This is a genomic window from Streptoverticillium reticulum (genome assembly GCF_047456005.1).
In the GTDB taxonomy this organism is placed as follows: Bacteria; Actinomycetota; Actinomycetes; order Streptomycetales; family Streptomycetaceae; genus Streptomyces; species Streptomyces reticulum.
Genome location: NZ_CP179755.1, coordinates 7,547,160 through 7,569,374, shown reverse-complemented (window position 1 = coordinate 7,569,374; position 22,215 = coordinate 7,547,160). Strand labels below are relative to the sequence as shown.

General features: G+C 72.7%; 23 protein-coding genes. 12 read left to right on the top strand and 11 right to left on the bottom strand.

Going from position 1 to position 22,215, the window contains the following annotated elements; genetic code table 11:
* Positions 1 to 18: 18 nt before the first annotated feature.
* On the top strand, positions 19 to 963 hold the full coding sequence (locus ACMATS_RS34450; protein ID WP_414170175.1) for a hypothetical protein: 945 nt from the start codon (positions 19 to 21) through the stop codon (positions 961 to 963).
* A 27-nt stretch (positions 964 to 990) separates the two neighbouring features.
* Here the strand turns inward: ACMATS_RS34450 and ACMATS_RS34445 are convergent, their stop codons facing one another.
* Positions 991 to 1,551 (bottom strand): rhodanese-like domain-containing protein, encoded by a 561-nt coding sequence (locus ACMATS_RS34445; RefSeq protein ID WP_414170174.1) that lies wholly within the window; start codon positions 1,549 to 1,551, stop codon positions 991 to 993.
* Positions 1,552 to 1,631: 80 nt separating this feature from the next.
* Here ACMATS_RS34445 and ACMATS_RS34440 point away from each other — a divergent pair, with 80 nt between their 5' ends.
* Positions 1,632 to 1,913, top strand: coding sequence for a metal-sensitive transcriptional regulator (locus tag ACMATS_RS34440; RefSeq protein WP_414170173.1), 282 nt, complete (start codon positions 1,632 to 1,634; stop codon positions 1,911 to 1,913).
* A 41-nt stretch (positions 1,914 to 1,954) separates the two neighbouring features.
* Here the strand turns inward: ACMATS_RS34440 and ACMATS_RS34435 are convergent, their stop codons facing one another.
* Both ACMATS_RS34435 and ACMATS_RS34430 read right to left on the bottom strand, forming a co-directional pair.
* On the bottom strand, positions 1,955 to 2,707 hold the full coding sequence (locus tag ACMATS_RS34435) for a sulfite exporter TauE/SafE family protein (RefSeq protein WP_414170172.1): 753 nt from the start codon (positions 2,705 to 2,707) through the stop codon (positions 1,955 to 1,957).
* Entirely contained in the window at positions 2,704 to 4,086 is a 1,383-nt protein-coding gene (locus ACMATS_RS34430; protein WP_414170171.1) for a rhodanese-like domain-containing protein, read from the bottom strand. The genes ACMATS_RS34435 and ACMATS_RS34430 overlap by 4 nt, the downstream gene beginning before the upstream one ends.
* 139 nt (positions 4,087 to 4,225) lie before the next feature.
* Here ACMATS_RS34430 and ACMATS_RS34425 point away from each other — a divergent pair, with 139 nt between their 5' ends.
* Positions 4,226 to 4,612, top strand: a complete 387-nt coding sequence (locus ACMATS_RS34425; RefSeq protein WP_391154711.1) for a DUF302 domain-containing protein — start codon at positions 4,226 to 4,228, stop codon at positions 4,610 to 4,612.
* A 121-nt stretch (positions 4,613 to 4,733) separates the two neighbouring features.
* On the opposite strand, the gene ACMATS_RS34420 is transcribed toward ACMATS_RS34425, so the two are convergent.
* The 7 genes from ACMATS_RS34420 to ACMATS_RS34390 form a co-directional block, all read right to left on the bottom strand.
* Positions 4,734 to 5,405 carry a DUF305 domain-containing protein gene (locus ACMATS_RS34420; RefSeq protein WP_391154657.1) on the bottom strand — a complete coding sequence of 224 codons (672 nt, stop codon included), beginning with the start codon at positions 5,403 to 5,405 and terminating at the stop codon, positions 4,734 to 4,736.
* 114 nt (positions 5,406 to 5,519) lie between these two features.
* Entirely contained in the window at positions 5,520 to 6,443 is a 924-nt protein-coding gene (locus tag ACMATS_RS34415) for a helix-turn-helix domain-containing protein (RefSeq protein ID WP_414170170.1), read from the bottom strand.
* Positions 6,444 to 6,629: 186 nt separating this feature from the next.
* On the bottom strand, positions 6,630 to 7,556 hold the full coding sequence (gene rfbD / locus ACMATS_RS34410; protein ID WP_414170169.1) for a dTDP-4-dehydrorhamnose reductase: 927 nt from the start codon (positions 7,554 to 7,556) through the stop codon (positions 6,630 to 6,632).
* Positions 7,553 to 8,173, bottom strand: coding sequence for a dTDP-4-dehydrorhamnose 3,5-epimerase (gene rfbC / locus ACMATS_RS34405; protein WP_390775476.1), 621 nt, complete (start codon positions 8,171 to 8,173; stop codon positions 7,553 to 7,555). Before rfbC ends, rfbD begins: the two co-directional genes overlap by 4 nt.
* Positions 8,174 to 8,176: 3 nt before the next feature.
* Positions 8,177 to 9,055: a glucose-1-phosphate thymidylyltransferase RfbA gene (gene rfbA, locus ACMATS_RS34400; protein WP_390776144.1), complete on the bottom strand. Its 879-nt coding sequence runs from the start codon at positions 9,053 to 9,055 to the stop codon at positions 8,177 to 8,179.
* 5 nt (positions 9,056 to 9,060) lie between these two features.
* Positions 9,061 to 10,086 (bottom strand): methyltransferase, encoded by a 1,026-nt coding sequence (locus tag ACMATS_RS34395; protein ID WP_414170168.1) that lies wholly within the window; start codon positions 10,084 to 10,086, stop codon positions 9,061 to 9,063.
* 11 nt (positions 10,087 to 10,097) lie between these two features.
* A complete protein-coding gene (locus tag ACMATS_RS34390; RefSeq protein ID WP_414170167.1) occupies positions 10,098 to 11,717 on the bottom strand; it encodes an FAD-dependent monooxygenase in 1,620 nt (539 codons plus the stop codon).
* Between the two features lie 195 nt (positions 11,718 to 11,912).
* Here ACMATS_RS34390 and ACMATS_RS34385 point away from each other — a divergent pair, with 195 nt between their 5' ends.
* From ACMATS_RS34385 to ACMATS_RS34345, 9 genes are all read left to right on the top strand, one after another.
* Positions 11,913 to 12,938 carry a methyltransferase gene (locus ACMATS_RS34385; protein WP_391154669.1) on the top strand — a complete coding sequence of 342 codons (1,026 nt, stop codon included), beginning with the start codon at positions 11,913 to 11,915 and terminating at the stop codon, positions 12,936 to 12,938.
* Positions 12,935 to 14,152, top strand: coding sequence for a cytochrome P450 (locus tag ACMATS_RS34380; RefSeq protein ID WP_414170166.1), 1,218 nt, complete (start codon positions 12,935 to 12,937; stop codon positions 14,150 to 14,152). The genes ACMATS_RS34385 and ACMATS_RS34380 overlap by 4 nt, the downstream gene beginning before the upstream one ends.
* Positions 14,149 to 15,222 (top strand): methyltransferase, encoded by a 1,074-nt coding sequence (locus tag ACMATS_RS34375; RefSeq protein ID WP_414170165.1) that lies wholly within the window; start codon positions 14,149 to 14,151, stop codon positions 15,220 to 15,222. The genes ACMATS_RS34380 and ACMATS_RS34375 overlap by 4 nt, the downstream gene beginning before the upstream one ends.
* Positions 15,219 to 16,475: a glycosyltransferase gene (locus ACMATS_RS34370; protein ID WP_414170164.1), complete on the top strand. Its 1,257-nt coding sequence runs from the start codon at positions 15,219 to 15,221 to the stop codon at positions 16,473 to 16,475. Before ACMATS_RS34375 ends, ACMATS_RS34370 begins: the two co-directional genes overlap by 4 nt.
* 96 nt (positions 16,476 to 16,571) lie before the next feature.
* A complete protein-coding gene (locus ACMATS_RS34365; RefSeq protein ID WP_391154689.1) occupies positions 16,572 to 17,771 on the top strand; it encodes a cytochrome P450 in 1,200 nt (399 codons plus the stop codon).
* Between the two features lie 5 nt (positions 17,772 to 17,776).
* Complete coding sequence (locus ACMATS_RS34360; protein ID WP_391154691.1) at positions 17,777 to 18,457, top strand: TenA family protein; 681 nt, start codon at positions 17,777 to 17,779, stop codon at positions 18,455 to 18,457.
* 25 nt (positions 18,458 to 18,482) lie between these two features.
* Positions 18,483 to 19,886 carry an MFS transporter gene (locus tag ACMATS_RS34355; protein WP_414170163.1) on the top strand — a complete coding sequence of 468 codons (1,404 nt, stop codon included), beginning with the start codon at positions 18,483 to 18,485 and terminating at the stop codon, positions 19,884 to 19,886.
* On the top strand, positions 19,883 to 21,088 hold the full coding sequence (locus ACMATS_RS34350; protein ID WP_391154693.1) for an FAD-dependent monooxygenase: 1,206 nt from the start codon (positions 19,883 to 19,885) through the stop codon (positions 21,086 to 21,088). The genes ACMATS_RS34355 and ACMATS_RS34350 overlap by 4 nt, the downstream gene beginning before the upstream one ends.
* The gene (locus tag ACMATS_RS34345; protein ID WP_414170162.1) at positions 21,088 to 21,936 is read left to right on the top strand and encodes an NAD(P)H-binding protein; all 849 of its coding nucleotides are present in this window, start codon (positions 21,088 to 21,090) and stop codon (positions 21,934 to 21,936) included. The genes ACMATS_RS34350 and ACMATS_RS34345 overlap by 1 nt, the downstream gene beginning before the upstream one ends.
* A 75-nt stretch (positions 21,937 to 22,011) precedes the next feature.
* On the opposite strand, the gene ACMATS_RS34340 is transcribed toward ACMATS_RS34345, so the two are convergent.
* The gene (locus ACMATS_RS34340) at positions 22,012 to 22,215 is read right to left on the bottom strand and encodes a ferredoxin (RefSeq protein ID WP_390776145.1); all 204 of its coding nucleotides are present in this window, start codon (positions 22,213 to 22,215) and stop codon (positions 22,012 to 22,014) included.

Sequence of the window (22,215 nt, the reverse complement as noted above, 5' to 3'; positions counted from 1 at the left end):
CGTGAAGGCGGAGGCAGCGTGACCGATCCCGATCCGCGGACTCCCGCGCTGCCGGTTGCGGTGTTCGCCGACGACGCGCAGGCACTGCCCACCACGGCACTGGGTCAGGCGGCCGCGGCTGCGGCCACGCCCAATGCGGTCACGCCTGTCCTGGTGATCGACCAACCGCAGCCGGGCGCCGTCCTCTTCATCGACGAGACGCCGACGGCTCCCGCCTTCACCTGTTCGGCGCGCATCGTCGGCGTAATGCCCGACCCCACACCGAACACCGCCTTCAACTGGACCATGACCACGGTGGACACGACCGCCCGGAGGGTGACCTGCAAGGCCCTGGAGGAAGCACCCGGGCTCGTCGGCGGACAGTGGACCCCCTCCCCCGACGTCCGGGGCGGTGACGTGACGATCACGGTCACCGCCACCGTCGCCGGCACCACAGTGACCGGCAAGGTCGGCCTGAAGATCCTCGGCAGGAATCCGGACGAAAGCGCCGTCAGGGCTTTCTGCCAGGCCGTGGGCGGCACCCAGGACGGAACCAACCTCATTCTGATCGCCCGGCACGAAACCCGCTTCCAGCAATTCGACCCGGCCACGCATCTCCCGAAGGTCAATCCCACGAGCGATGCAGGCGGCATCATGCAGTTGCTCAACCCGCCGGCCTCCTGCGAGGCGCGCTGGAACTGGCAGCAGAACGTCCGCGAAGCCGCCGACCTCCTCACAAAGAAGCGGGCCGGTGCCATCGGGGACCTGGCACCGTTCCGGGACGCGGCGGGCCATTTCCGCAGCGACCGGCAATGGCCCAACGACCAAGTCCTGCGCTACGAAACGCTCCAGAGGTACGCCGGCGGGACCTACTGGGACCGGGACCAGGACAAGAAAATCCTCATTCGCAATCCGGGACGGCGAGACGCCAAAGGGAACTGGATCCCGAGCGGGTTCATCAGTGAACTCGGCCTCCCCGAATGAGAAAGAGGTCCGGGGATCTGTCCGGTCTCAGCCCGCCAACGCAGCCAGCACGGCCCCGAGTCCGGTCGGCCCGGGCCGGTTGTGCGGGAGTTTGGCGAGGACGCGGGCCATGCCGCAGGTGTCGGTGAGGGCGGAGACGACCAGGCCGCCGGCGACACCGGCGGACAGCAGGCGCAGCGCGGGCAGGCGCCGTGCGGCGAGCAGTCCGGCCAGCACGAGGGATCCGGCGGCGAAGCGGACCTGACGCTCCATCGCCCAGACGGTACCCGTGACTTCGGGGTGGTCGAGGCCGTGTCCCTGCCGGGCCCAGGCGGTGGTGCCGCCGGTGAGGGTGGCGGCGGTGATGCCGTGCGCGGCCAGTTGCTCGCAGGCCTGTGCGGAGCGGGTCCCGGAGGCGCATACGAGGAGCAGGTCGCCCCGGCCGGCGGTGCTCTTCAGGGCGGGCAGGGCCTGGTCGAGGCAGTCGAGGGGGATGTTGCGGGCGCCGGGCAGGTGGCCGGAGGCGTACTCGCCGGGGGTGCGTACGTCGACGACGGTCAGCTCGTGCAGCCGGTCGCGGGCCTGTTCCGGGGTGAGGGGGATGGTCATCAGGTGCGTTTCCTTGCCTGTCTCGGGAAGGCCCCCTCCGGGTAGGATACCCGGAGGGGTATGGAAGATCGGAGTGGGTCGTGGAAATGGCGATGGCAGCCGACGAGCTGAAGACGGTGGTCAACCGGCTGCGTCGGGCGCAGGGTCAGATCGCCGGGATCATCAGGATGATCGAGGAGGGCCGGGACTGCGAGGACGTCGTCACGCAACTCGCGGCGGCCTCCCGCGCGTTGGACAAGGCGGGCTTCGCGATCATCGCCACCGGTCTGCAGCGCTGCCTGGCCGAGCCGGGGTCGGCCGGCGACGAGGACCGGGAGCAGATGCGGGCCCGGCTGGAGAAGCTCTTCCTCTCCCTGGCCTGACCCGGTATCCGGCCGGGCGGCCGGTCAGGCGGCCGGTCGCGTCACGTCAGGGCGTCGACGAGCATGAACGCGGCCACCGCCAGCAGCGTGATCGCGAAGGCGCGCCGGAGACGGGTGCCGGAGACCTTGTCGGCCAGGCGCTTGCCGTCCCAGGCACCCAGGACCGCCGCCGCGGTGAACGGCGCGATCACCGCCCAGTCGAGGCCCGTCGTGGTGGCGCCGCGCGTGGCCAGGGCGGCCAGCGAGTTGGCCGTGATGATCAGCAGGCTGGTGCCGACGGCCGCCTGCATCTCGAACGCCAGGACCGTGACCAGGGCCGGGACGGCGAGGAAGCCGCCGCCGACGCCGAGCAGTCCGGTCAGTGCGCCCAGTCCCGCACCGGCGCCCGCCGCCCTGCCCGGCCGGGCGGGGCGCGGCTCCGCCGAGGCCGGTGCACGGTGGGGGCGGAGCATTCCGACGGCCGCGAGAGCGGCTATGCCGGCGAAGGCCGCGGTCAGTGCCGGTTGCGGCAGACGGGCCGCGGCGGCTCCGGCGGCCGCGGCCGGCAGCAGTCCGGCCGCGGCGAACAGCAGACCGGCCTTCCACCGCACACGGCCCGCCCGGGCGTGGGCGTACAGGGCTGTCGCGGAGGTGACGGTGACGATCAGGAGACTGGCGGTGGTGGCGGCCGCGGGGCTGAAGCCCAGCAGGTAGATCAGCGCCGGCACGGCCAGCACGCTGCCGCCTCCGCCGAGCGCCCCGAGGGCCAGCCCGACGACGGCCCCGCAGACGAGCGCCAGGATCAGCGCACTCACGCTATGCCCCCGGTCAGGGGCCGGGAGACGACGAGGCCGGCGTCGGCGGCGGCGTCGAAGCCGTCGTCGACGGCGACCACCGCGCGGCCGGTGGCGTCCAGCAGGGACGCGGCGATCGCCGCGCGCATGCCGCCGGCGCAGTGGACCCACACCTCCCCGGGCGGCACCTCGCCGAGCCGGCCGCGCAGCTGGTGGAGGGGGATGTGCACGGATCCCTCGACGAAGCCGTTCGCGCGCTCGGAGTCGCGCCGCACGTCCAGCACCACGACGTTCTCGCCGCGGCCCCGCGCCTCGGCGAGGCCGGCGAAACGGGCCCGCGGGAAGGCGGCGAGCTGCTCGCCCGGCCGCACCCAGGCGGCGGGATCGCCGGTGGCCGCGGCGGCCGGGCGGTCGATGCCCACCCGCACCAGCTCCCGCTGCGCGGCGGCGACCTGCTCGGGCGTCTCCGCCAGCAGGGTGACCGGCTTGCCCCACGGAATCAACCACGCCAGGTAGAGGGCCAGTTGGCCCTCGCCCTCGAAGTTGAACGAGCCGGCGACGTGCCCCTCGGCGAACGCGATGCGGTTGCGCAGGTCCACCACCCACTCCCCCGCCGCCAGCCGCCCGGCGATCTCCTGCGCGTCGGCCTGCCGCACCGGGGTCAGGTCGACGGGGGCGGGGCCGGCGGCGTTGGCCGGAGCCATGTGCGCGTAGTACGCGGGCACGTCGTCCAGGCCGGCGAGCAGCTCGGCGACGAAGGTGTCCACGTCCTTCGTCAGCGCGGCGTTGTTCCTGCGCTCCGCGCCGATCGTGGTGGTATCCCCCTCGGCCTGGGACGAGGAGCAGAAGCTGCCGAAGCCGTGGGTGGGCAGCACCCGCACCTCGTCGTCCAGCTCACCGGCCAGGCGGTGGGCGGAGGCGTGCTGGGCACGGGCCAGCTGCTCGGTCAGCCCCGGCTCGACCAGGTCCGGCCGGCCCACGCTGCCGATCAGCAGTGAACCGCCGGTGAACGCCGCGACGGCCCGGCCGTTCTCCTCCAGGACGTAGGACGTGTGGTGGGGCGTGTGCCCCGGAGTGGCCAGTGCGCGCAGCGTCAGGCCCTCGTCCACCGCCACCGTGTCGCCGTCGGCCACCGGCGTGCGGGCGAAGGGGACCGCCGCACCGGCCGGCACCAGGTACTCCGCGCCGGTGACCTGGGCCAGCTGGAGGCCGCCGGTGACGTAGTCGTTGTGCACGTGCGTCTCCACCACGTGCGTGATCCGCACCCCGCGGCGGGCGGCCGCGGCAAGGACTTGATCGATGTCCCGCGGCGGATCCACGGCCACCGCCGAGCCCGGCCCGCCGGCGAGGTAGCTGCGATTGCCCAGGCCCTTGAGTTCCAGGGTGCTGATGAAGAACACGATCACGACTCCGTCCGCGTGGTGTACCCCGGGGGGTATCTGTTGGCCACCATAACAGGGATACCCCTGGGGGTATCCCAGGGAGGGGGATCCGGGGTAGACGAGGAACGAACTTCTGCCGTGCGATCCGGGAGTCCTCATGTCCTACGCCCGCAGCGTCCGCCTCGATGCCGACTTCGACACCGCCGTCACCGCCGTGCGCCAGGCCCTGGCCGAGCACGGATTCGGCGTCCTCACCGAGATCGACGTCAAGGCCACCCTCCAGGCCAAGCTCGGCCACGACATGGAGGACTACCTGATCCTCGGCGCCTGCAACCCGGCGCTCGCCCGCCGGGCCCTGGAGGCGGACCGCAGCATCGGCCTGCTCCTGCCGTGCAACGTCGTCGTACGCCGCGACGGCGACCGGACCGTCGTCCAGGCCCTCGACCCGGACACCATGGTCACCCTCACCGGTCTGCCCGGCCTCCGGCCGGTCGCCGCCGACGCCACCGCGCGCCTGGACGCCGCGCTCGCCTCCCTCACCTGACCCGCCCGCGATACAGCGGTCTCCACTGCGACGGTGGACGGCTGCACGGCCATGGTCAAGTGCGAGCCGGCCCCGACCTGTCATTCCACGCCACGGTGCCGCCCCCACCCGGCAGTTTCCGTCAGGAGGCCGTCGCGGACGGCGAGCCGGTGCCCAGCATCTTGCGCATCTGGGCGATTTCGGCGGTCTGCCCGGTGACGATGGTGCCGGCCATCTCCTTGGCCGGCCCGTAAGCACCTTGCCGCTTCTCGGTGTCGGCCATCTCGACCGCACCCTCGTGATGCTTGATCATCATGGTCAGGAACATGGCGTCGAAGGCGCTGCCGGAGGCGCCCTTGAGCTGGTCCATGTCGTGGTCGCTCATCATGCCGGGCATCGCGGACGGGCTCCCGTGGCCCATGCCGCCCATGTCCCCCATGCCGCCCATGCCTTGGGGGACTTGCTCACCCCAGGACTTCAACCAGGTGGTCATGGTGTCGATCTCCGGCGTCTGCGCCTTCCTGATCTTCTCGGCGAGGGCCTTGACCTCGCCGGAGGAGGCGTGTTCCGCGGCCGTGTCGGCCATGGCGATGGCCTGACGGTGATGCGGGATCATCCGCTGGGCGAAGGTGACGTCGGCCTGGTTGTGCTGCCCGGCCGATGCGGATGCACTGGAGCCGGCCTGCGCGGTCGATGCGGCCGGGGAGCCGCCGCCTTTGCCGGCGTTGCCGCCACAGGCGGCCAGGGCGACTGCCGCGACCGAAGCCGCGGCGGCCACGGCTGCCCGGCGTGGCAGAAGACGGAAGCTGTTCATGGTGCACGCTCCTGGAGGCGGTGACAGGTGGTGGCAGGGGTGGCCTCACCTGTACGCGCCGGAACGGCAGCCGAGAAGGATGCCGCGCCGTGGAAGCGTTTCTTCACACCGCTCTCACCCACGAACCGGGGCATGTCCCCGAAGGTCCGGCGTTGCGTTGTGGACCGCGTACACGCGCGGATCGCCGATGTAGACACTGGACCAGTCGGTGAGAGCGCGCCAACCGGCCGGGGTGCAGCCGGTCAGCAGGCGGAAGTCGCGGTTGAGGTGGGACTGGTCGGTGTAACCGCACGTCGCGGCAACCTCGGCCCAGGAGGGCGGGTGGGTGCTGCGCATGAGCAACATGACGCGCTGCAGCCGGGCGATGCGGGCAATGCTCTTGGGGGACAGCCCCACTTCCCGGTGGAATCGTGCGGTCAAGTGCTGCCGGGACCAGCCCACTTCGTCTGCAAGGGCGTCTATCGGCGCGACCCCTGAGCCTGTCAGACGTCTCCAGACCCGGCGGACCTGGCGTGGCAGTTCCGGCCCCGTGCCGATGCGGGACAGCAGGAAGGTGTCGGTGATCCGGAAACGGGTGGGCCAGTCCGGTGCCTCGGCGAGTTGTTCGGTGAGCCGTCGGCCGTCCGGGCCCAGGAGGTCGGTCAGATGCACGCTCCTGCGGGCCAGTTCCCACAGGGGGAACCCGAACAGCGCGCGGGCCCCCAGGGGCGTGAGGAGCGCCACCATGCCGTACTCCCGCCCGGACTGCCGGATGACGAGGGGGCGGTCGCTCAGTCCGGACACTGGAGAGAGCAGAAAGCTCTGTTGTGGCCCTGCCATGTCGGTGTCGGTGACGAGGTGCCGGACCGGTGCCTCGAAGTCGATGACGAGCATCACCGTCGCCAACGCCGTCACCCGTCGCACCTGCGGCTGAGAGAGCGAGAAGTCCTGCCCCGTGTACCCCAGCACATGGCCGGCCAGCAGGGGGTGCGGATCGCGGAAGGCCACTTCGGCCGAGTGAGCCTTCTGCACGACGGTCACCGTCGTCTGGTCGCCCATGCAGTCGCTCCTTCCGGAGGCGCATCGCACCGGATCCCCTTGCGCAGATCCTACATTTTTCCAATCCCCTTTCCAGGGGCCCCGGTTAACGTCATGTCGTCGTCTCTGCCGGACGCACAGGCCCCGCCGTGGACCACCTCCTCGGGGGAGAGGTGGTCCACGCGGATCCTCGCGCGGACGTCCGCCTCACGCCTCGCCGGACGCACGACGGGCCGCCATGGCGCGCCCGGTGAAGGCGGGGCTCCGGAAGGCCTCGGCCAAGGAGTCCTGCCAGGGCGGCAACGGTGCCATGCCGGCCGCCGTCCACCGGTCGTGGGCGAGGGCGCTGAAGGCCGGGCGGGGAGCAGGCCGGGGAAAGGCGGTGGAGGCGACGGGCCGGATGCGTGCCGGGTCGAGTCCGGCGAGGCCGAACACGGTCCGGGCGAAGCCGTACCACGTGGTGCAGCCCGCCGCCGTGCCGTGGTAGATACCGGCCGGGGCGCGTCCGGCCCGCGCCTCCCTCCCCAGCCGGCCGAGCTGCCGGGCCAGCGCGCGACTCCATGTCGGCTGTCCCCACTGGTCGTTCACGACCTGCAGCGTCTCCTGCCGTGCGGCCAGTTCCAGGACGGTGGCGGGGAAGTCGCGGCCGTGCTCGCCGTAGAGCCACGCGGTGCGCACGACACAGCCCGTCCGTGGCAGCAGTTCGACGACGGCCTGCTCCCCCGCCAGTTTGCCCCGGCCGTAGGCGCTGAGCGGTGCGGGCGACGCGTCCTCCGCATACGGCTTTCCGGCGTCGCCGGGGAAGACGTAGTCGGAGGAGACGTGCAACAGGAGAACGCCCGTGGCCCTGCAGGCCTCGGCGAGACGGCGCACCGCCGTGCCGTTGACCGCGGTGGCGGCCGCCTCCGCGGCCTCCGCGCCGTCGACGTCGGTCCACGCGGCGGCGTTGACGACGATGTCGTGGCCGGCGACGGCCTCGCGGACGGCGGCCGCGTCCGTGATGTCCAGAGCAGCTCTGCACGCGGCGGTGACCTCCGCCGTCGGGTCGCCGGCCAGCTCCGCGGCGACGTCCCGGCCGAGTTTGCCTCCTGCTCCGGTGACGAGCCACCGGATCCGCCCGGTCCGGGTCGTCATTCGTCCGTCGTCTCCGTGGCGACAGCCGCGAAGGGGCGCTCTCTTGCGCAGCAGGCCCGGTAGTCGGGCAGCAGTCCGCCGGCGTGCGCCTCTGCGAGCGAGGGGGCGGCGGCGTCGCGCGGGGACAGCAGGGGCGTCTCGGTCTGCCAGTCGATGGCCAGTTCGGGGTCGTAGGGGTGGATGGTGTGTTCGCGGGCGGGCCGGTAGGTCTCCGAGCAGAAGTAGGCCACCGTCGCGTCGTCGGTGAGCGCGCGGAAGCCGTGCCCCAGGCCCTCGGCGAGGTAGAGCGCCCTGCGGTCGACGTCGTCCAGCCGGACGCTCAGCCAGCGGCGGTAGGTCGGCGATCCCACCCGGAGGTCGACGACGACGTCGAGAACGGCGCCGCGCACGCACGTCATGTACTTGGCCTGGCCCGGGGGCACATCGGCGAAGTGGATGCCGCGCACCACGTCGCGTCGGGAGACGGACAGGTTGGCCTGGGCCAGCCGCAGCGGGTGGCCGACCTGCCGCGCGAACCGGTCGCAGTGGTACCACTCCATGAACAGGCCCCGGGAGTCCGCATGTTGTCGCGGCGTGATCTGCCAGGCCCCTTCGATCGCCAGCCGGACTGTCTCCACAGCTCACCACCTCGGTTGCGGGTCGTCGAGCAGATCGAGCAGATAGCGGCCGTAGCCGCTCTTGAGCAACGGGCGGCCGAGATCGCGGAGTTGGTCGTCGTCGATGAAGCCGCAGCGCCAGGCCGTCTCCTCCACGCAGCCGATCTTGAGCCCCTGGCGCTCCTCCACCACCCGCACGTACTCCGCCGCCTGCACCAGCGAGGCGAAGGTTCCGGTGTCGAGCCAGACCGTGCTGCGGTCCAGGACGGTCACCGCCAGCTCCCCCCGGCGCAGATAGGTCTCGTTGACCGCGGTGATCTCCAGCTCGCCCCGCTCGCTCGGCCGCAGGCCCCGGGCGATCTCCACGACCGTGTTGTCGTAGAAGTACAGCCCGGCCACGGCGTACCGCGACTTCGGCTTCTCCGGCTTCTCCTCGATCGACACCGCCGACCCGTCCTCGCCGAACTCGATGACTCCGTAGGCCGACGGCTCGGCCACGGCGTAGGCGAAGACCCGGCCGCCCCGGAGGCCGGCGTGCTCGCGCAGCCGCGTGCCCAGGTCCCAGCCGTGGAAGATGTTGTCGCCCAGGATCAGGGCCACCGGGCCGTCGCCGATGAAGTCCGCACCGATCAGGAAGGCCTGGGCGATGCCCTCGGGCCGCCTCTGCGTCCGGTAGGTCAGCCTCAGGCCGAGATGCGATCCGTCGCCCAGGAGCCGCCGGAACTGCTGCCGGTCCTCCGGGGCGGTGATGACCAGGATGTCGCGGATCCCGGCCGTCATCAGCGTGGTCAGCGGGTAGTACACCATGGGCTTGTCGAAGACCGGCATGAGCTGTTTCGACACCGCGCGGGACACCGGCCACAGCCGGGAGCCCGTCCCGCCGGCCAGCAGGATGCCGCGCATGGCGGTCACGGCGCCTTGCCCGCCACGACGAGCGTGACGTCGTGGCCGAGCGGCCGGTGTTCGACGTGCGCGAAGCCCGCCTCGCGCAGCCAGTCCTCGCACTGGTCGAGCCGGTAGTTGGTGCCGTGCGGGGTCATCAGCTGGAGGTTGATGCTGCGCATCAGGTTGCGCAGGTAGTCGTCCTGTCCCGGCACCAGCATCGGGTCCCAGACCAGGAACACCCCGCCCGGGTCGACCGCGTGGAAGGCCCTGGTGATCAGGGCCCGGCGCTGGTCGTCGGTCCAGTCGACCATGCAGTGCCCGATCGCCAGCACGTCGGCCGTGGGCAGCGGGTCGGTGAAGAAGTCGGCGCCCCGGAAGCGGACCCGGCCGGTCAGGCCGAGGTCGTCCATGTGCCGGTCGAACGCGCCCTGCAGCGGCGGCAGGTCCAGCACGGTGGCGTCCAGGTGCGGGTGCGCCTTCACCACGTGGGCCAGCACGTTGCCGCGGCAGCCGCCGAGTTCGACGACGGACCGGCGGCTCGTCCAGTCGAAGGCCGTGGTGAGCGCCCCGATGAGGGGCCGGCTCGCGTTCTCCGCCATGGCCACGAAGTCGTTCTGCTTGGCGCCGTCGCTGTAGAGCTCGCCGAACATGTCGGATCCGGAGTAGGTGGCCGCCTGCGGTGCACCGGTCCGCAGTGCCTCGCCGAGCCGGCCCCATGCCGGGTACATGACCGTGTCGGCCATGTGCAGGAAGTCGCCGAGGTACGCGTCGGACCCCGGCACCAGGAACCCTTGTGCGGCCGGGCCGTTGCGGTACACCTCACCGTCCCGGTCCAGCACGCCCGTCTCGGCCAGCGCGGCGAGGAAGTGCCCGGTGCCCCGCGCGTGCAGCCCGAGGCGCCGCCGGATCTCCGCCCCGGTGGCCGGGCCGTCCGCGAGCAGCCGGAACAGCCCCAGTTCCAGGCCGGTCAGGACGAGCTTCGCCGGCTGGAAGGCCATGGCGGCCGCGAGCACGTCCTCGGGGCCGCCCCGCTCCGAACTCTGTGTCATCGTCCGTCCCTTCAGCTCTGCCGTGCCGGGCACAGGCCCGCCGCCCCGGCGAGCACGGAGGCCAGTTCCTGTTGCGGGTCCGCGGCCGCACCCGGCGCGCGCCAGGCCACGAAGGCGTCCGGCCGGACCAGCACCGCCCCCTCGTCGCCGACCCCGTACGCGGCCGCCCAGTCCCACTCGGCCGGCACCAGCGCGCATCCCCGGCCCACGGAGTACGTGCGCAGCGGCACCCGCAGGTGCTGCGCCGCCTTCTCCGCGGCGTCGGCCCAGGCCTTGCCGCGCGCTCCGGTCAGCAGCACGAAGCCGTCCCAGAACAGGTCGATCGTGGAGATCCGTTCGCCGTCCCGCTCCAGCCACACGTGCGGTGCCCTGGTGCCCGGTTCGCCGGACAGTGCGAGGTGCGGGGTGAGCACCGGGGCCTGTGGTGCGCCGGCGATCGCCGCCGACCGGTAGCGGTAGCCGAGGGTGACGATGACGTCGTCCACCATGGCGGCCTTCGTCTGCTCGTCGGCGTAGCCGTGGCGTATCCGGTTGCGGATCATCGCCTGTTCCGCCATGGCCTCGCCGACCCGGCGGCGCTCGGCGTCGTAGCTGTCGAGCAAGGCGTCGCCCGCCCACCCGTCCAGCACCGCGGCCAGCTTCCACGCGAGGTTGTGTGCGTCGTGGATACCGGTGTTCGCGCCGAAGCCCCCGGCCGGCGGATGCACGTGCGCCGCGTCGCCTGCCAGGAAGACCCGGCCGGTGCGGAACCGCTCGGCCACCAGCTGCGCTCCCTGCCAGGGCACCTTCCAGACGACCTCGACGGCCAGGTCCGGGTCGCCGGCGGCGGTGCGGATGATCTCGATGCAGCGCTCGTCCGTGAAGTCCTCGGGGCGTTCGCCCTTCTCCGGGTAGTACAGCGGCGTGGCCAGCCAGGGGTCACAGCCGTGCAGCCGGGACAGACTCATCAGGGTGCCGCGGGCCGCGGTGGCGTAGCAGAGGATGAACTTGCGGTCCTTCAGCAGCTTTTCGAGCTCCGGTGCCCGGAAGTAGATGCTCAGCGCGTTGAACACGGTGCCCCGGCCGCTCCGTTGCACCCCGAGGGTCCGGCGGACGGAGCTGCTCGCCCCGTCGGCGCCGACGAGAAAGTCGGCGCGCACCGTCGTCGTGCGGCCCGCGGCGTCCTCGACGACCGCGGTGACGCCCTCCTCGTCCTGCGCCAGCGACTGCAGCCGGGTGGCGAAGCGCACGTCGCAGCCGTGCTCCCGGGCCTTGTCGACCAGCACGCGCTCGTAGCGGTCCTGGCCGCAGCCCATCACGCGTTCCGGGCTGATCCGCGGACCGTCCAGCGAGGGCGCCTCCAGCGTGACGGCGTCGTCGATCTCGGCGAAGCACCGGGTGCGGATGATGCCGCCCTCGAAGTAGGGGTGCGAGTCGCCCATCTCCAGCGCGCGGATCTCGCGGTGCAGCCCGGCCGCCCGGAACAGCTCCATGGTGCGGGCCTGCAGGCCCGGCGCCCGCGGGAGCATCGAGGTGCCGTCACGCTTCTCCACCAGCATCGTGCGGACCCCGTGCCGCCCCAGGAAGAGGGCCGAGGACAGGCCGACCGGCCCGCCGCCCACCACGAGCACCGGGACCTTCACGTCACGCATCTTTGTCTCCTCGCGATCGGCGGACACGGGACGCCAACGCGACAAGGAATACGGCCACGGTCTCGAAGAATTCTGGCGCCGGGATCCAACCCGGGCTTCCAGACCGCTTCGACCGGGCTTCCACCGGCCGCTGTCAGCGTCTCGGTCACCGGCATGGCGTCCCCGCCATCCGCCCTTGTGGAAGGAGTCGGTCGTATGACGAGCAACGCCTCGGACACCAGCACCGCCGCGGGCATCCTCCGGCAGGCCAATGCGTTCTGCGACGCCAAGGCCCTGCTGACCGCCGTCGAGTTGGGGCTGTTCACCACGCTGCGGGAAGGGGCGGCCACCGAGCCGGAGATCCGGCAGCGGCTGGAGCTGCACGGCCGTGGGCTCCCGGACTGGCTGAACCTCCTGGTCGGGATGGGGCTGCTGGTCCGCGAGGACGGGCGGTACGGCAACGCCCCGGGCGCCGACCAGTACCTGGTCCGCGGGGAACCGGCCTACATCGGGGGCTTCCTGGAGCGGTCCAACCGCAACCTGTACCCGGCCTGGGGCAGGCTGACCGAGGCGCTGCGCACCGGCCTGCCACAGGCCGGCAGCGACTTCTTCACGATGATCGAAAACCCGGCGCTGCTGGGCCAGTTCGTCAACATGATGGACGCGCTCACCCAGGTCCTGGCCCCTCGGCTGATCGAGGCCTACGACGGCTGGGACGCCGCCGGTTCGGTACTGGACGTCGGGGGCTGCCGCGGCAACCTGGTGTGCCAGATCGTCAAGGCCCACCCGCATCTGCACGGGCACGTCTTCGATCTGCCGCAGATGGCGCCGTTCTTCGAGGAGAAGGCGGCCGAGCACGGTCTGACCGGCCGGACCGCCTTCCACGGCGGCGACTTCTTCGCCGACCCGCTGCCTCCGGCCGACATCGTCGTCTGCGGCCACGCGCTGCACGACTGGGACCGTGACCAGCGCAGGGCGCTGGTGGCCAAGGCGTACGAGGCCGTCAACCCCGGTGGTGTGCTGCTGGTGTACGACCGCATGCTCGACGACGAGCCTAGCCACGTCGAGAACCTGGTGATCAGCCTGGACATGCTGCTGGTGACCGAGGGCGGCTCCGAGTACACCGTCGCCGAGCTGCGCGAGCACGCCCTGGCCGCCGGCTTCGCGACGGTCGAGGACCGGGCGCTGGGCGACTACGACACACTGGTGGTCTGCCGCAAGGGCGGCAAGGCCGGCCGATGACCGCGCCCGGCACGGATCTGATGGATCCACAGGCGTTCACCGACGGCATCCCCTACGCGTACTTCCGCGAACTGCGGGCGCGGAAGGGGCTGTTGCGGGCCACCGACGCCGAGGGGTACGACTTCTGGTACCTGGTGCGGCACGCCGACGTCGTGGCGGCCTCGCGGGACACCGAGGTGTTCCGCAACAGCCCGAGCACGATGACCTCGGTGCGGCAGGACAGCACCGGACTGCCGTTGATCTCGTTCCTGGACGCTCCCGAGCACACCCGGCTGCGCAAGCTGGCGTTCAAGGGCTTCACCCCGGCCAGGATCGCCGCGCTCGAACGGCCGGTGCGCGGCATCGTCGAGCGGATGGCGGAGGAGGCCGCGCACGGCGACGAGTTCGACTTCGCCGAGGACATCGCGATGCAGCTGCCGCTGGAGGTGCTGGCGGAGCTGATCGGCATCCCCTCCCCCGCCGACCGGGCCATGGTGATCGAGTGGACCCGGCACACCCTCAACCTCGGTGACACCGCGTACCGGCACAGCTCGCCGGAAAAGGCCGTCGACGCCTTCCGGAACCTCATGGCGTACTTCGGGGAGCTGGCCGGGCAGCGCATGCGCGATCCCCGGGACGACCTGTTCTCGGTGCTGCTCTCCGGCCGGTACAAGGGGGAACGGCTCGGGCCCGAAGAGATCGCCCTGTTCGCCACCACCTTGATGGGCGCGGGGAGCGAGACCACCTACTCCTCCCTCACCGGCGGCGTCCTGGCCCTCCTGGACCACCGCGACCAGCTGGATGCACTGCGTGCGGACCGCGGACTCGTCCCCGGCGCGACCGAGGAGATCCTGCGGTACGTGACGCCCGCGACGCACTTCGCCCGGCAGGTGGCCGCGGACACCGAGATCGCCGGCCAGCCGATCAGGGCCGGGGAGCGTGCGGTCCTCTGGCTCTCCTCGGCCAACCGGGACGAGACCGTGTTCGCCGACCCGGACCGCTTCGACATCACGCGCAGCCCCAACCCGCACATCACCTTCGGAGGCGGCGGGCCGCACGTGTGCATCGGCAAGGCCCTCGCCGTCCTCGAACTGCGGCTGTTCCTCGACGTGTTCGCGGACCGGCTGCCGGCGCTGGAGCTCACCGGGCCGCCGGTGCGCACGGCGACCAACTTCATGAACAGCACACGGCACATGCCGGTCCGTTTCCGGTCGACGACAGGAGCACGTTCGTGAGTTCACCCGACACGCTGCCCGACGCATCGGGCGTCCTCTCCTGGTTCCCCGTGGAACTTCCCCCGCAGCAGCGGGTCCTGGGCCTGTTCGTGGCCAAATGGGCCATCGGCGCGCTGCGGCCGCTCGTCCAGCTCCGGGTACCCGATCTGCTCGCCGACGGGTCCCGCACCGCGCGCGACCTGGCCGAGGAGACCGGCGCCCACGGCGACTCGCTGTACCGGGTGCTGCGCTGCGCCGCCGCGATCGGGGTGCTGCGGGAGCTGCCCGGCGGCCTGTTCGCCCTGACGCCCGCCGGTGAAGGCCTCCGCAGCGGCACGCCCGGGTCGGCGCGGGAGATGTTCCTGTTCGCCTCGGACCCCATGATGTGGCGGCCTTACGAGGACGTGCTGCACTCGGTCCGGACCGGGGCTCCGTCGTTCGAGCACGTCTTCGGCACGTCGTTCTTCGCGTACCTGGAGGAGAATCCGGCCGGCGCGGAGCTGTTCGACAGGGCGATGGTGCAGAACCACTACCCGGGCACCGACCGGATCTTCGAGCAGTACGACTTCGGCCGCTTCCCGCGCATCGCGGACGTGGGGGGCGGCAGGGGCCAGTTCCTCGCCGAGGTGCTCAGCCGCTTCCCGCAGTGCACCGGCGTGCTGTGCGACCAGCCGCAGGTGGTCGCACAGGCCCGGGAGGAGTTCGAGCGGCGCGGTGTCGCCGGCCGGGCATCGGTGGCGGAGACCGACTTCTTCACCGGGCTGCCGTCCGGCTGCGACGCCTACTTCGTCAAACACACCCTGCACAACTGGGACGACGAACGGGCCGGGACGATCCTGCGCCGGGTCCGGGAGGCCGTCGGGGACGACGCCGGGGCCCGCCTGCTGATCGTCGACATGCTGCTGACCGGCCCCGGCGAATGGGACCTCGGCAAGCTCACCGACATCGAGATGATGGTGGCGCTCGGCGGCCGGGAACGGAGCCGCGACGAGTGGAACCGGCTCGCGGCCGCGGCCGGGTTCGAGCCGGCCAACGACCCGGCCCCCGGCGATCTCGCCCTCCTCGAGTACCGGCCCGTTCCGGCGTCATGAGAGTCTCCTTCCTCTCCCTCGGCTCCCGCGGCGACGTCCAGCCCTTCGTCACCCTCGGAACCGGACTGCGCCGCCGGGGCCACGAGGTGAGCATCGCGTCGGCGGAGACCGCCCGGTCGCTGGTCGAACGCTCCGGGCTGCGGTTCGAGTCCGTCACCGGCGGCATGGGCGGCGAGGCGTTCGAGGAACCCCGGGTGATCGATGCGGTCCGCAGGAGCGCCTCCCCCCTGCGGGCGGCGAGGGCGATGTCCGAACGGGCCCGGGACGAGGCGGTGGCGCAGATGCTGGCGGCCGTCGAGGCGGCGGGCGGCCGCGGCGACCTGGTGATCACCTCGCCGACGGTCGACCCCGTGCTGGCCGGCGGCCCGCGTCCGCGCTGGTGCGCCACGTCCTGGACACCGGCCACCCCGACCTCGGCGTTCCCGGTCTGGCGGGCCCCCGAACTGCCGCTGGGGCGCTGGTACAACAGGCTGTCGTACGTCGTGGCGCGGCAGACCGAGTGGCGGATGTTCCGGCCGGCCGTCAACCGCTACCGGGCGGCGCAGGGCCGACGCGCTCTGGGACGGCTCTCGCCGCTGTACCGGGTCTCCGCGGAGCGGCCCTGCCTGTACCCGTTCAGCCCGCACGTCGTCCCGCCGCCGGCGGACTGGCCACGGCACTGCCACGTCACGGGGTACTGGTTCCCCGACCGCACCGTGACGCCGCCCGGCGAGGGGCTGCGGGCGTTCGTCGCCGACGGCCCCGCACCCGTCGTGGCGACCTTCGGCAGCACCTGGCCGGTGCATCCGGGGCGGCGCACCGTCGGGCTGCTCGTCGGCGCGGCACGGCGGGCGGGCCGTCCGCTGGTGCTGGTGGGCGGGCCGCGGGACGAACTGCCCGACGGGGTGTTCCGGGTGGAGGAGGCCGATTACGACTGGCTCTTCCCGCGCGCCTGTGCCGTGGTGCACCACGCCGGATACGGCACGGCGGCCGCGGTGCTGCGCGCGGGTGTGCCGCAGGTGACCGTGCCGACCGTCGCGGACAACCCCTTCTGGGCCCGGCGGATGGCGGCGATCGGTGTCTCGCCGCGGCCGTTGCCGTTCACCGCGCTGACGGCGGAGGCCCTGTCCGGGGCCCTCGCCGCGGCCGTGCACGACCCGCGGTTCCGGGACCGTGCCGCCCGGACCGCCGAACTGGTGCGCGCCGAGCGGGGTGTCGAGACGGCGTGCGACGTGATCGAGGAGTGGTGGGCGCGCCACGGCGACCTGCGATGACGTGCGCGCCGGCCGGTTTCAGCAGGACTGGACGGCGCGACCAGCGGGCGTTGGGAGCCTGGCAGCGCCCGTCTGACGCCACCGTGAGGAGTGCCGATGCCCGCCGAGGACGCCGCGCCGTCGTTCCCCTTCGCCGTCGAGGACCCCGTCGAGCCGCCTCCGGAGTACGCCGGACTGCTCGCCCGCCGGCCGGTGTCCCGGGTGACGATTCCCACCGGGGACCGGGTGTGGCTGGTGACCCGGCACGAGGACGTCCGCAGGCTGCTGGCCGACCAGCGGTTCAGCCGCGAGGCGATCACCGGGCCGGGCGCGCCGCGACTGCTGCCCATCGCGCGCGACTCCAAGTCGATCTTCGTCATGGACCCGCCGGAGCACAGCCGGCTGCGGCGCCTGGTCTCCCGGGCGTTCGCCCCGCGCCGGATCGAGCAGTTGCGGCCCGGCATCGAACGGCTCGCCGGGGAGCTGGTGGACGGCATGGTGGCCGCCGGACCGCCCGCCGACCTCGTCGCCGGGCTGGCCCAGCCGCTGCCGATCACCGTGATCTGCCACATGCTGGGCGTCCCCTACGAGGATGTCGGCCGGTTCCGCGAGTGGACCGACATCATGCTCAGCTACGACCGCGACCGGCACCAGGAGGTGCTGGCGGCGCGGGACAGCATCAACGACTACCTGACCCGACTGATCGCCGAGAAGCGCGCCCGGCCCACGGACGACCTGCTGATGGTCCTGATCGACGCCACCGAGGACGGCGACCGGCTGAGCGACGAGGAACTGCTCGCCTTCGGCTACACGCTGCTGGGCGCCGGCTACCACGCCACGACCGCCGGGCTGGTGCACGCCGTGCTCACCCTGCTGCGCAGGCCGGACCGGCTCGCCCGGCTGCGTGCCGAGCCCGCGCTGCTGCCCGCGGCGGTCGAGGAGTTGCTGCGGCGTTCCCAGGCGGGCGGCGGGCTGGGGGCGTTGCGCATCGCCACCGAGGACGTCGAGATCGCCGGCGTGCGCATCGCTGCGGGTGAGGCGGTGCTGCCGCTGATCACGGCGGCCAACCGGGACGGAACGGTGTTCGAGGACCCCGACGGCCTGCTCCTGGACCGTGCGTCCAACCCGCACCTGGCCTTCGGCCACGGCATCCACCACTGCCTCGGCGCGCAGCTGGGACGCGTGGAACTGACCGCGGCCCTGGGCGCGTTGCTGGCCAGGATGCCGGGGCTGCGGCCGGCGGTCGAGGAGACCGAACTGGTCTGGTCCTCGGGGCTGGCCTTCTCCCGTCCGCGTGAACTCCCCGTCGCCTGGTGACCGACGTGGCGGGCCCTTCCCTGCGGGAGCAACTGCAGCAGATCGCCGAGCCGTTCGTGGCCGAGGTCGTCGCCCACCCCTTCTGGGCCGGCCTGTGCGACGGTTCGCTGCCGCCGGAGTCGCTGGCACACTTCGTCCTCCAGGACACCGCCTTCCTCCTGCCCGCCTGCGGCAGGGCGTTCGCCCACTGCGCCTCGATCGCCGCCGACGACGCCTTCTCCGCGCTGCTGGCACACTGCGCCTTCGCCACCGTGGAGTCGGCACCGCGACTGCGCGACGCGCTCGGCGGACTGGCCCCCGGTTTCGGCGTGGAACTGCCCTCCGGCAGGCCGGACATCGCCCCCGAGACGCACGCGTACTGCTCGTTCTTCCGGGCCTGCGCGACGGAGTCGTTCGCCGCCGGGATCGGCGGCCTGCTGCCGATGATGTGGTTCCACCTGGAGGTGTGCCGCACGCTGCGCACGAGCGGCCGGCCCGGTTCGCGGTACGCGGCGTGGGTCGACGTCTACGACCCCGGTGAGGGCGCGTGGCAGGCGGTCCGTGCCGTCCTCGGCATGGTCGACGGGTTCGGCGAGCGCTGCGCCCCGGCCGAGCGGGCACGGCTGGCCGAGGCCTTCTCCCTGGGCGCGCGGCACGAATGGGCCTTCGCCGACGGCGGCCTGCGGCGGCCGGGATGGCCCGCCTGATCCCGACTTCATTGGAGAGGTGCAGATGGACCAGCTCGTTTCCTCACCCGTCGCTGCCGCGGCCGGCCGCAGAACCGCCGGCTCCGGCACCCTGATCGCGTCGCTGGTGCTGGCCGTGGTCGCCTGCCAGCTCTGCATCTCGATGCCCACCCCCGCGCTGCCCGACATCGCCGACCGGCTGTCGGTGAGCACCGCGGCGGTGGGCTTCGCCCAGGCGTTGTTCTTCCTCCTCGGCGGCCTGCTCTCCGTCGTCGTGTCGGCCTACAGCGACCATTCGGACTCCCGCAGACTGATGACCTGGGCGCTGGTGGTCATGTGCATCGGCTCGGCGGTGGTCACGGCGGCCCCCGGCTTCGGCGTGTTCGTCGTCGGCAGGCTGCTGCAGAGCGCCTCGGCCGTGGTCTTCCCGGTGGCGCTGCGGGTGATGCGACAGAAGCTGAGCGCCCGCGAGTTCGGCCGTGCGATGGGCCTGATCACCGCGGCCAACGGCGGAATCGTGGGCCTGGACGGCCTGTTGTCCGGCCGGCTCACCGACGCCTTCGGCTTCCGCGCGGTGTTCGCGGTGATGACCGTGTTCGGCGTGGCCACCGTCTTCGCCGTGCGGACCCTTGTGCCGTCCTTCGCGGGAACGGCCACCGGCCGGATGGACTGGGCCGGCGTGCTCACGCTCTCCGCCGGCCTGGGCTCCGTCGAGCTGGGCATCGGTGCGGCGGGCAGGGCCGGTCCGGTGGCGGTGGTGTCCCTGCTCGTCCTCGGTGCAGTACTGTTCGCGGCGTTCTGCCTCCTGGAGAAGCGCAGTGCACACCCGTTGATCCCGGTCGCGTACCTGCGTTCGCGCCGCACGTGGCCGGTACTGCTGACGTCGGTGCTCACCACGGCGGGGCTGCTCGGCGTCGTCAACTACGTGGTGCCGATGCTCAGCCAGCACCACGGCTCCGGGTTCGGCATGACGGCCACCGTGTCCGCGCTGCTGTTCATCGTTCCGATGTGCCTGGTGAACGTCGTCTTCGCACCGGTCGCCGGTTCGCTGGCTCCCCGGGTCGGGTGGCGGCGCATGCTGCGGTACGCCCTGTTGTTCAGTGTCCCCGCGCTGATGGTGCTCGCCGTGGGCATCCGGTCCCGCTGGCTGGTGTTCGCGATGGTGCTGGTCATCGGATTCGGTCTGGCCGGGGCGCTCACGCCGCTCAACGGGCTCAGCGCGCTCCTCGCGCCGCAGGACAGCCCGACGGTGCTGCCCGGTGTCAACTCCGCCTGCTACGGGGTGGGTTCGTCGCTCGGCATCGCCATGTCCTCCTCGCTCATCGGCGGGAAGAGCACGGCCGGATTCCAGAGCGCCGTGTGGGCCGCCGCCGGTGCCGTCGCGCTCGCGTTCCTGGTGTCCCTGCTGATCGCCGGGAACGGCGACGGACGAGAGGGGCGGACCCGATGACCGGACCGGAGGCCCGCCGGGCCGTCGTGGTCGGCGCCGGCATCGGGGGACTCGCCACCGCCGTCGGGCTCGGCCGCTGCGGGTGGCAGGTCACCCTGCTGGAGCGCGCGCCGGAACTGCGCGAGGCCGGGGCGGGGATGTCGCTGCTGTCCAACGCGCAACGCTGCCTGGACCGGCTCGGCGCCGGTGCCGCCGCACGGGCGTTGTCCGCGGAGATGATGCCCGGCGGCGACGGGGTGCACACCCCGCGGGGACGGCGACTGATGCGGCCCACCGATCCGGTCTTCGTCCGCGACCACGGGCTGTCCACGATGGTCCTGCTGCGGAGGGACCTGCAACGGGTGCTGCAACAGGCGCTGCCCGCGGGGTGCCTGCGCACCGGGGCCGAGGCCGTGGGCGTCGACGGGGCCGGGGTGCGGTACCGGACGGCGGACGGCGAGCACACGGCCGGGGCCGACGTCGTGGTCGCCGCCGACGGTGTGCACAGCAGACTCCGGGCGGACCTCTTCCCGGACGCCCCCGGCCCCGTGCACAGCGGGCACTCGGTGTGGCGCGGCATCACGGGACGGCCCTTCACGCCCGAGGAGGGCGGCACGGCCTGGGGCCGGGGCAGGGAGTTCGCCCGGATGCCGCTGGCCGACGGCCGCGTGTACTGGTACGCGGTCGCGAACACCCCGGCGGGCGCGCAGTTCCGGGACCACCGCGAGGAGGTGCTGCGCCGCTTCGGCACGTGGCACGGCCGGATCCGGGCCATGGTCGAGTCGACGCCGGCGGAGACCGTGCTCCACCACGACGTCCTGGAGCTCCCCCGGCCGTTGCCCGGCTACGTCCGCGGCCGGGTCGCCCTGCTCGGCGACGCGGCCCACGCAATGACCTCCGACCTCGGGCAGGGCGCCTGCCAGGCACTGGAGGACGCGGTGGTGCTGTGCGCGGAGCTCGCCGCCGGCCCCGACGTACCGGCCGCCCTCGCCCGCTACGACCGGATCCGGCGGCCCCGCAGCCAGATGGTCGCCGAGGCGTCCCGGCGGATGGGGCGTATGAAACTGACCGAGCGTCCGCTGCAGCTCCTGGTGCGCAACCTGGCGCTGCTGGTCACCCCGCCGCGTGCCGGCGAGCGGGCCATGGCACGCATCGGGGACTGGCATCCGCCGGTGCTGCCCGGACCACAGACCCGGAGCACAGAACGGAGAGGTGTCGGCTGATGATCGTGGTGTTCGGAGCGACGGGAACGGTGGGCAGGCAGGTCGTGGCCGCACTGGCGGCCCGCGGTGAGCCGGTCCGCGCCTTTGTCCGCGACCCGGCCCGGGCGTCGTTCGGCAGCGGGGTCGAGCGGGCCGTGGGCGACCTCGGCCGGCCGGACTCGGTGCGCTCGGCTCTCGCCGGTGCGGACCGGGTCTTCATGGTCTCGGCGGGGCCCGACGCCCTGGTGCACGACAGGACGGTCGCCGCAGAGGTGCGCCACGCGGGCGTCCGGCACGTGGTGAAGGTGTCGTCCGTCGCGGCCCTGCCGCCCGTCGGCGACGCCTACGGCGGGCAACAGGCCGCCGCCGAGCGCGCCTTCACCCTGTGCGGCGCCGGCTGGACCTTTCTCCGTCCCGCCGCATTCATGTCCAACGTGCTGCAGTGGAGCTGGTCGATCACGGCGGAGGACACGGTGTACGTGCCCTTCGGCCACATCGCGCGGGCGCTGGTCGATCCCCGCGACGTCTCCGAGGCCGCGGTCACCGCCCTGACCTCGCCCGGCCACGAGGGCCGGGCGTACACCCTGACCGGCCCCGAGGCGCTGACGGCGGCCCGGCAGACCGAGGCGATCGGGCGCGCGCTGGGGCGCCGCCTCCGCTGTGTGGACGCGCCCCCGTCCGCGGCCCGCAAGGCCATGGCCGACGCCGGGATGCCCGCCGCGTACGCCGACGGCGTGCTGGCCTCGCTGGGCGACCCCGACCCTGCCCGCGGCGGGACCGTCCTGCCCACCGTGGAACGGCTGCTCGGCCGGCCGGCCGGCACCTTCGCGTCCTGGCTGGCCGAGCACGTCGCGGCGTTCTCCGCCTGACCGTCCCCGGCGCATGTGCAGGTGGTCCCGCCCCCGTTCGGGGGCGGGACCACCTGTGTGCGTCCGCCGGGCGGCTCAGCCGTCCCCGTCCTCCTCGACCGTGATCGACCGGGTGGGGCAGCTGCGGGCCGCATCCCGCACGGACTCGTGCAGTTCGGTCCGCGGCCTGGAGTCCAGCAGGATCACGTGACCGTCGTCGTCCTGGTCGAACACCTCCGGCGACTTGTACACACAGAGACTGCTCACCGTGCAGGTGTGGCGGTCGGCGGAGACCTTCAT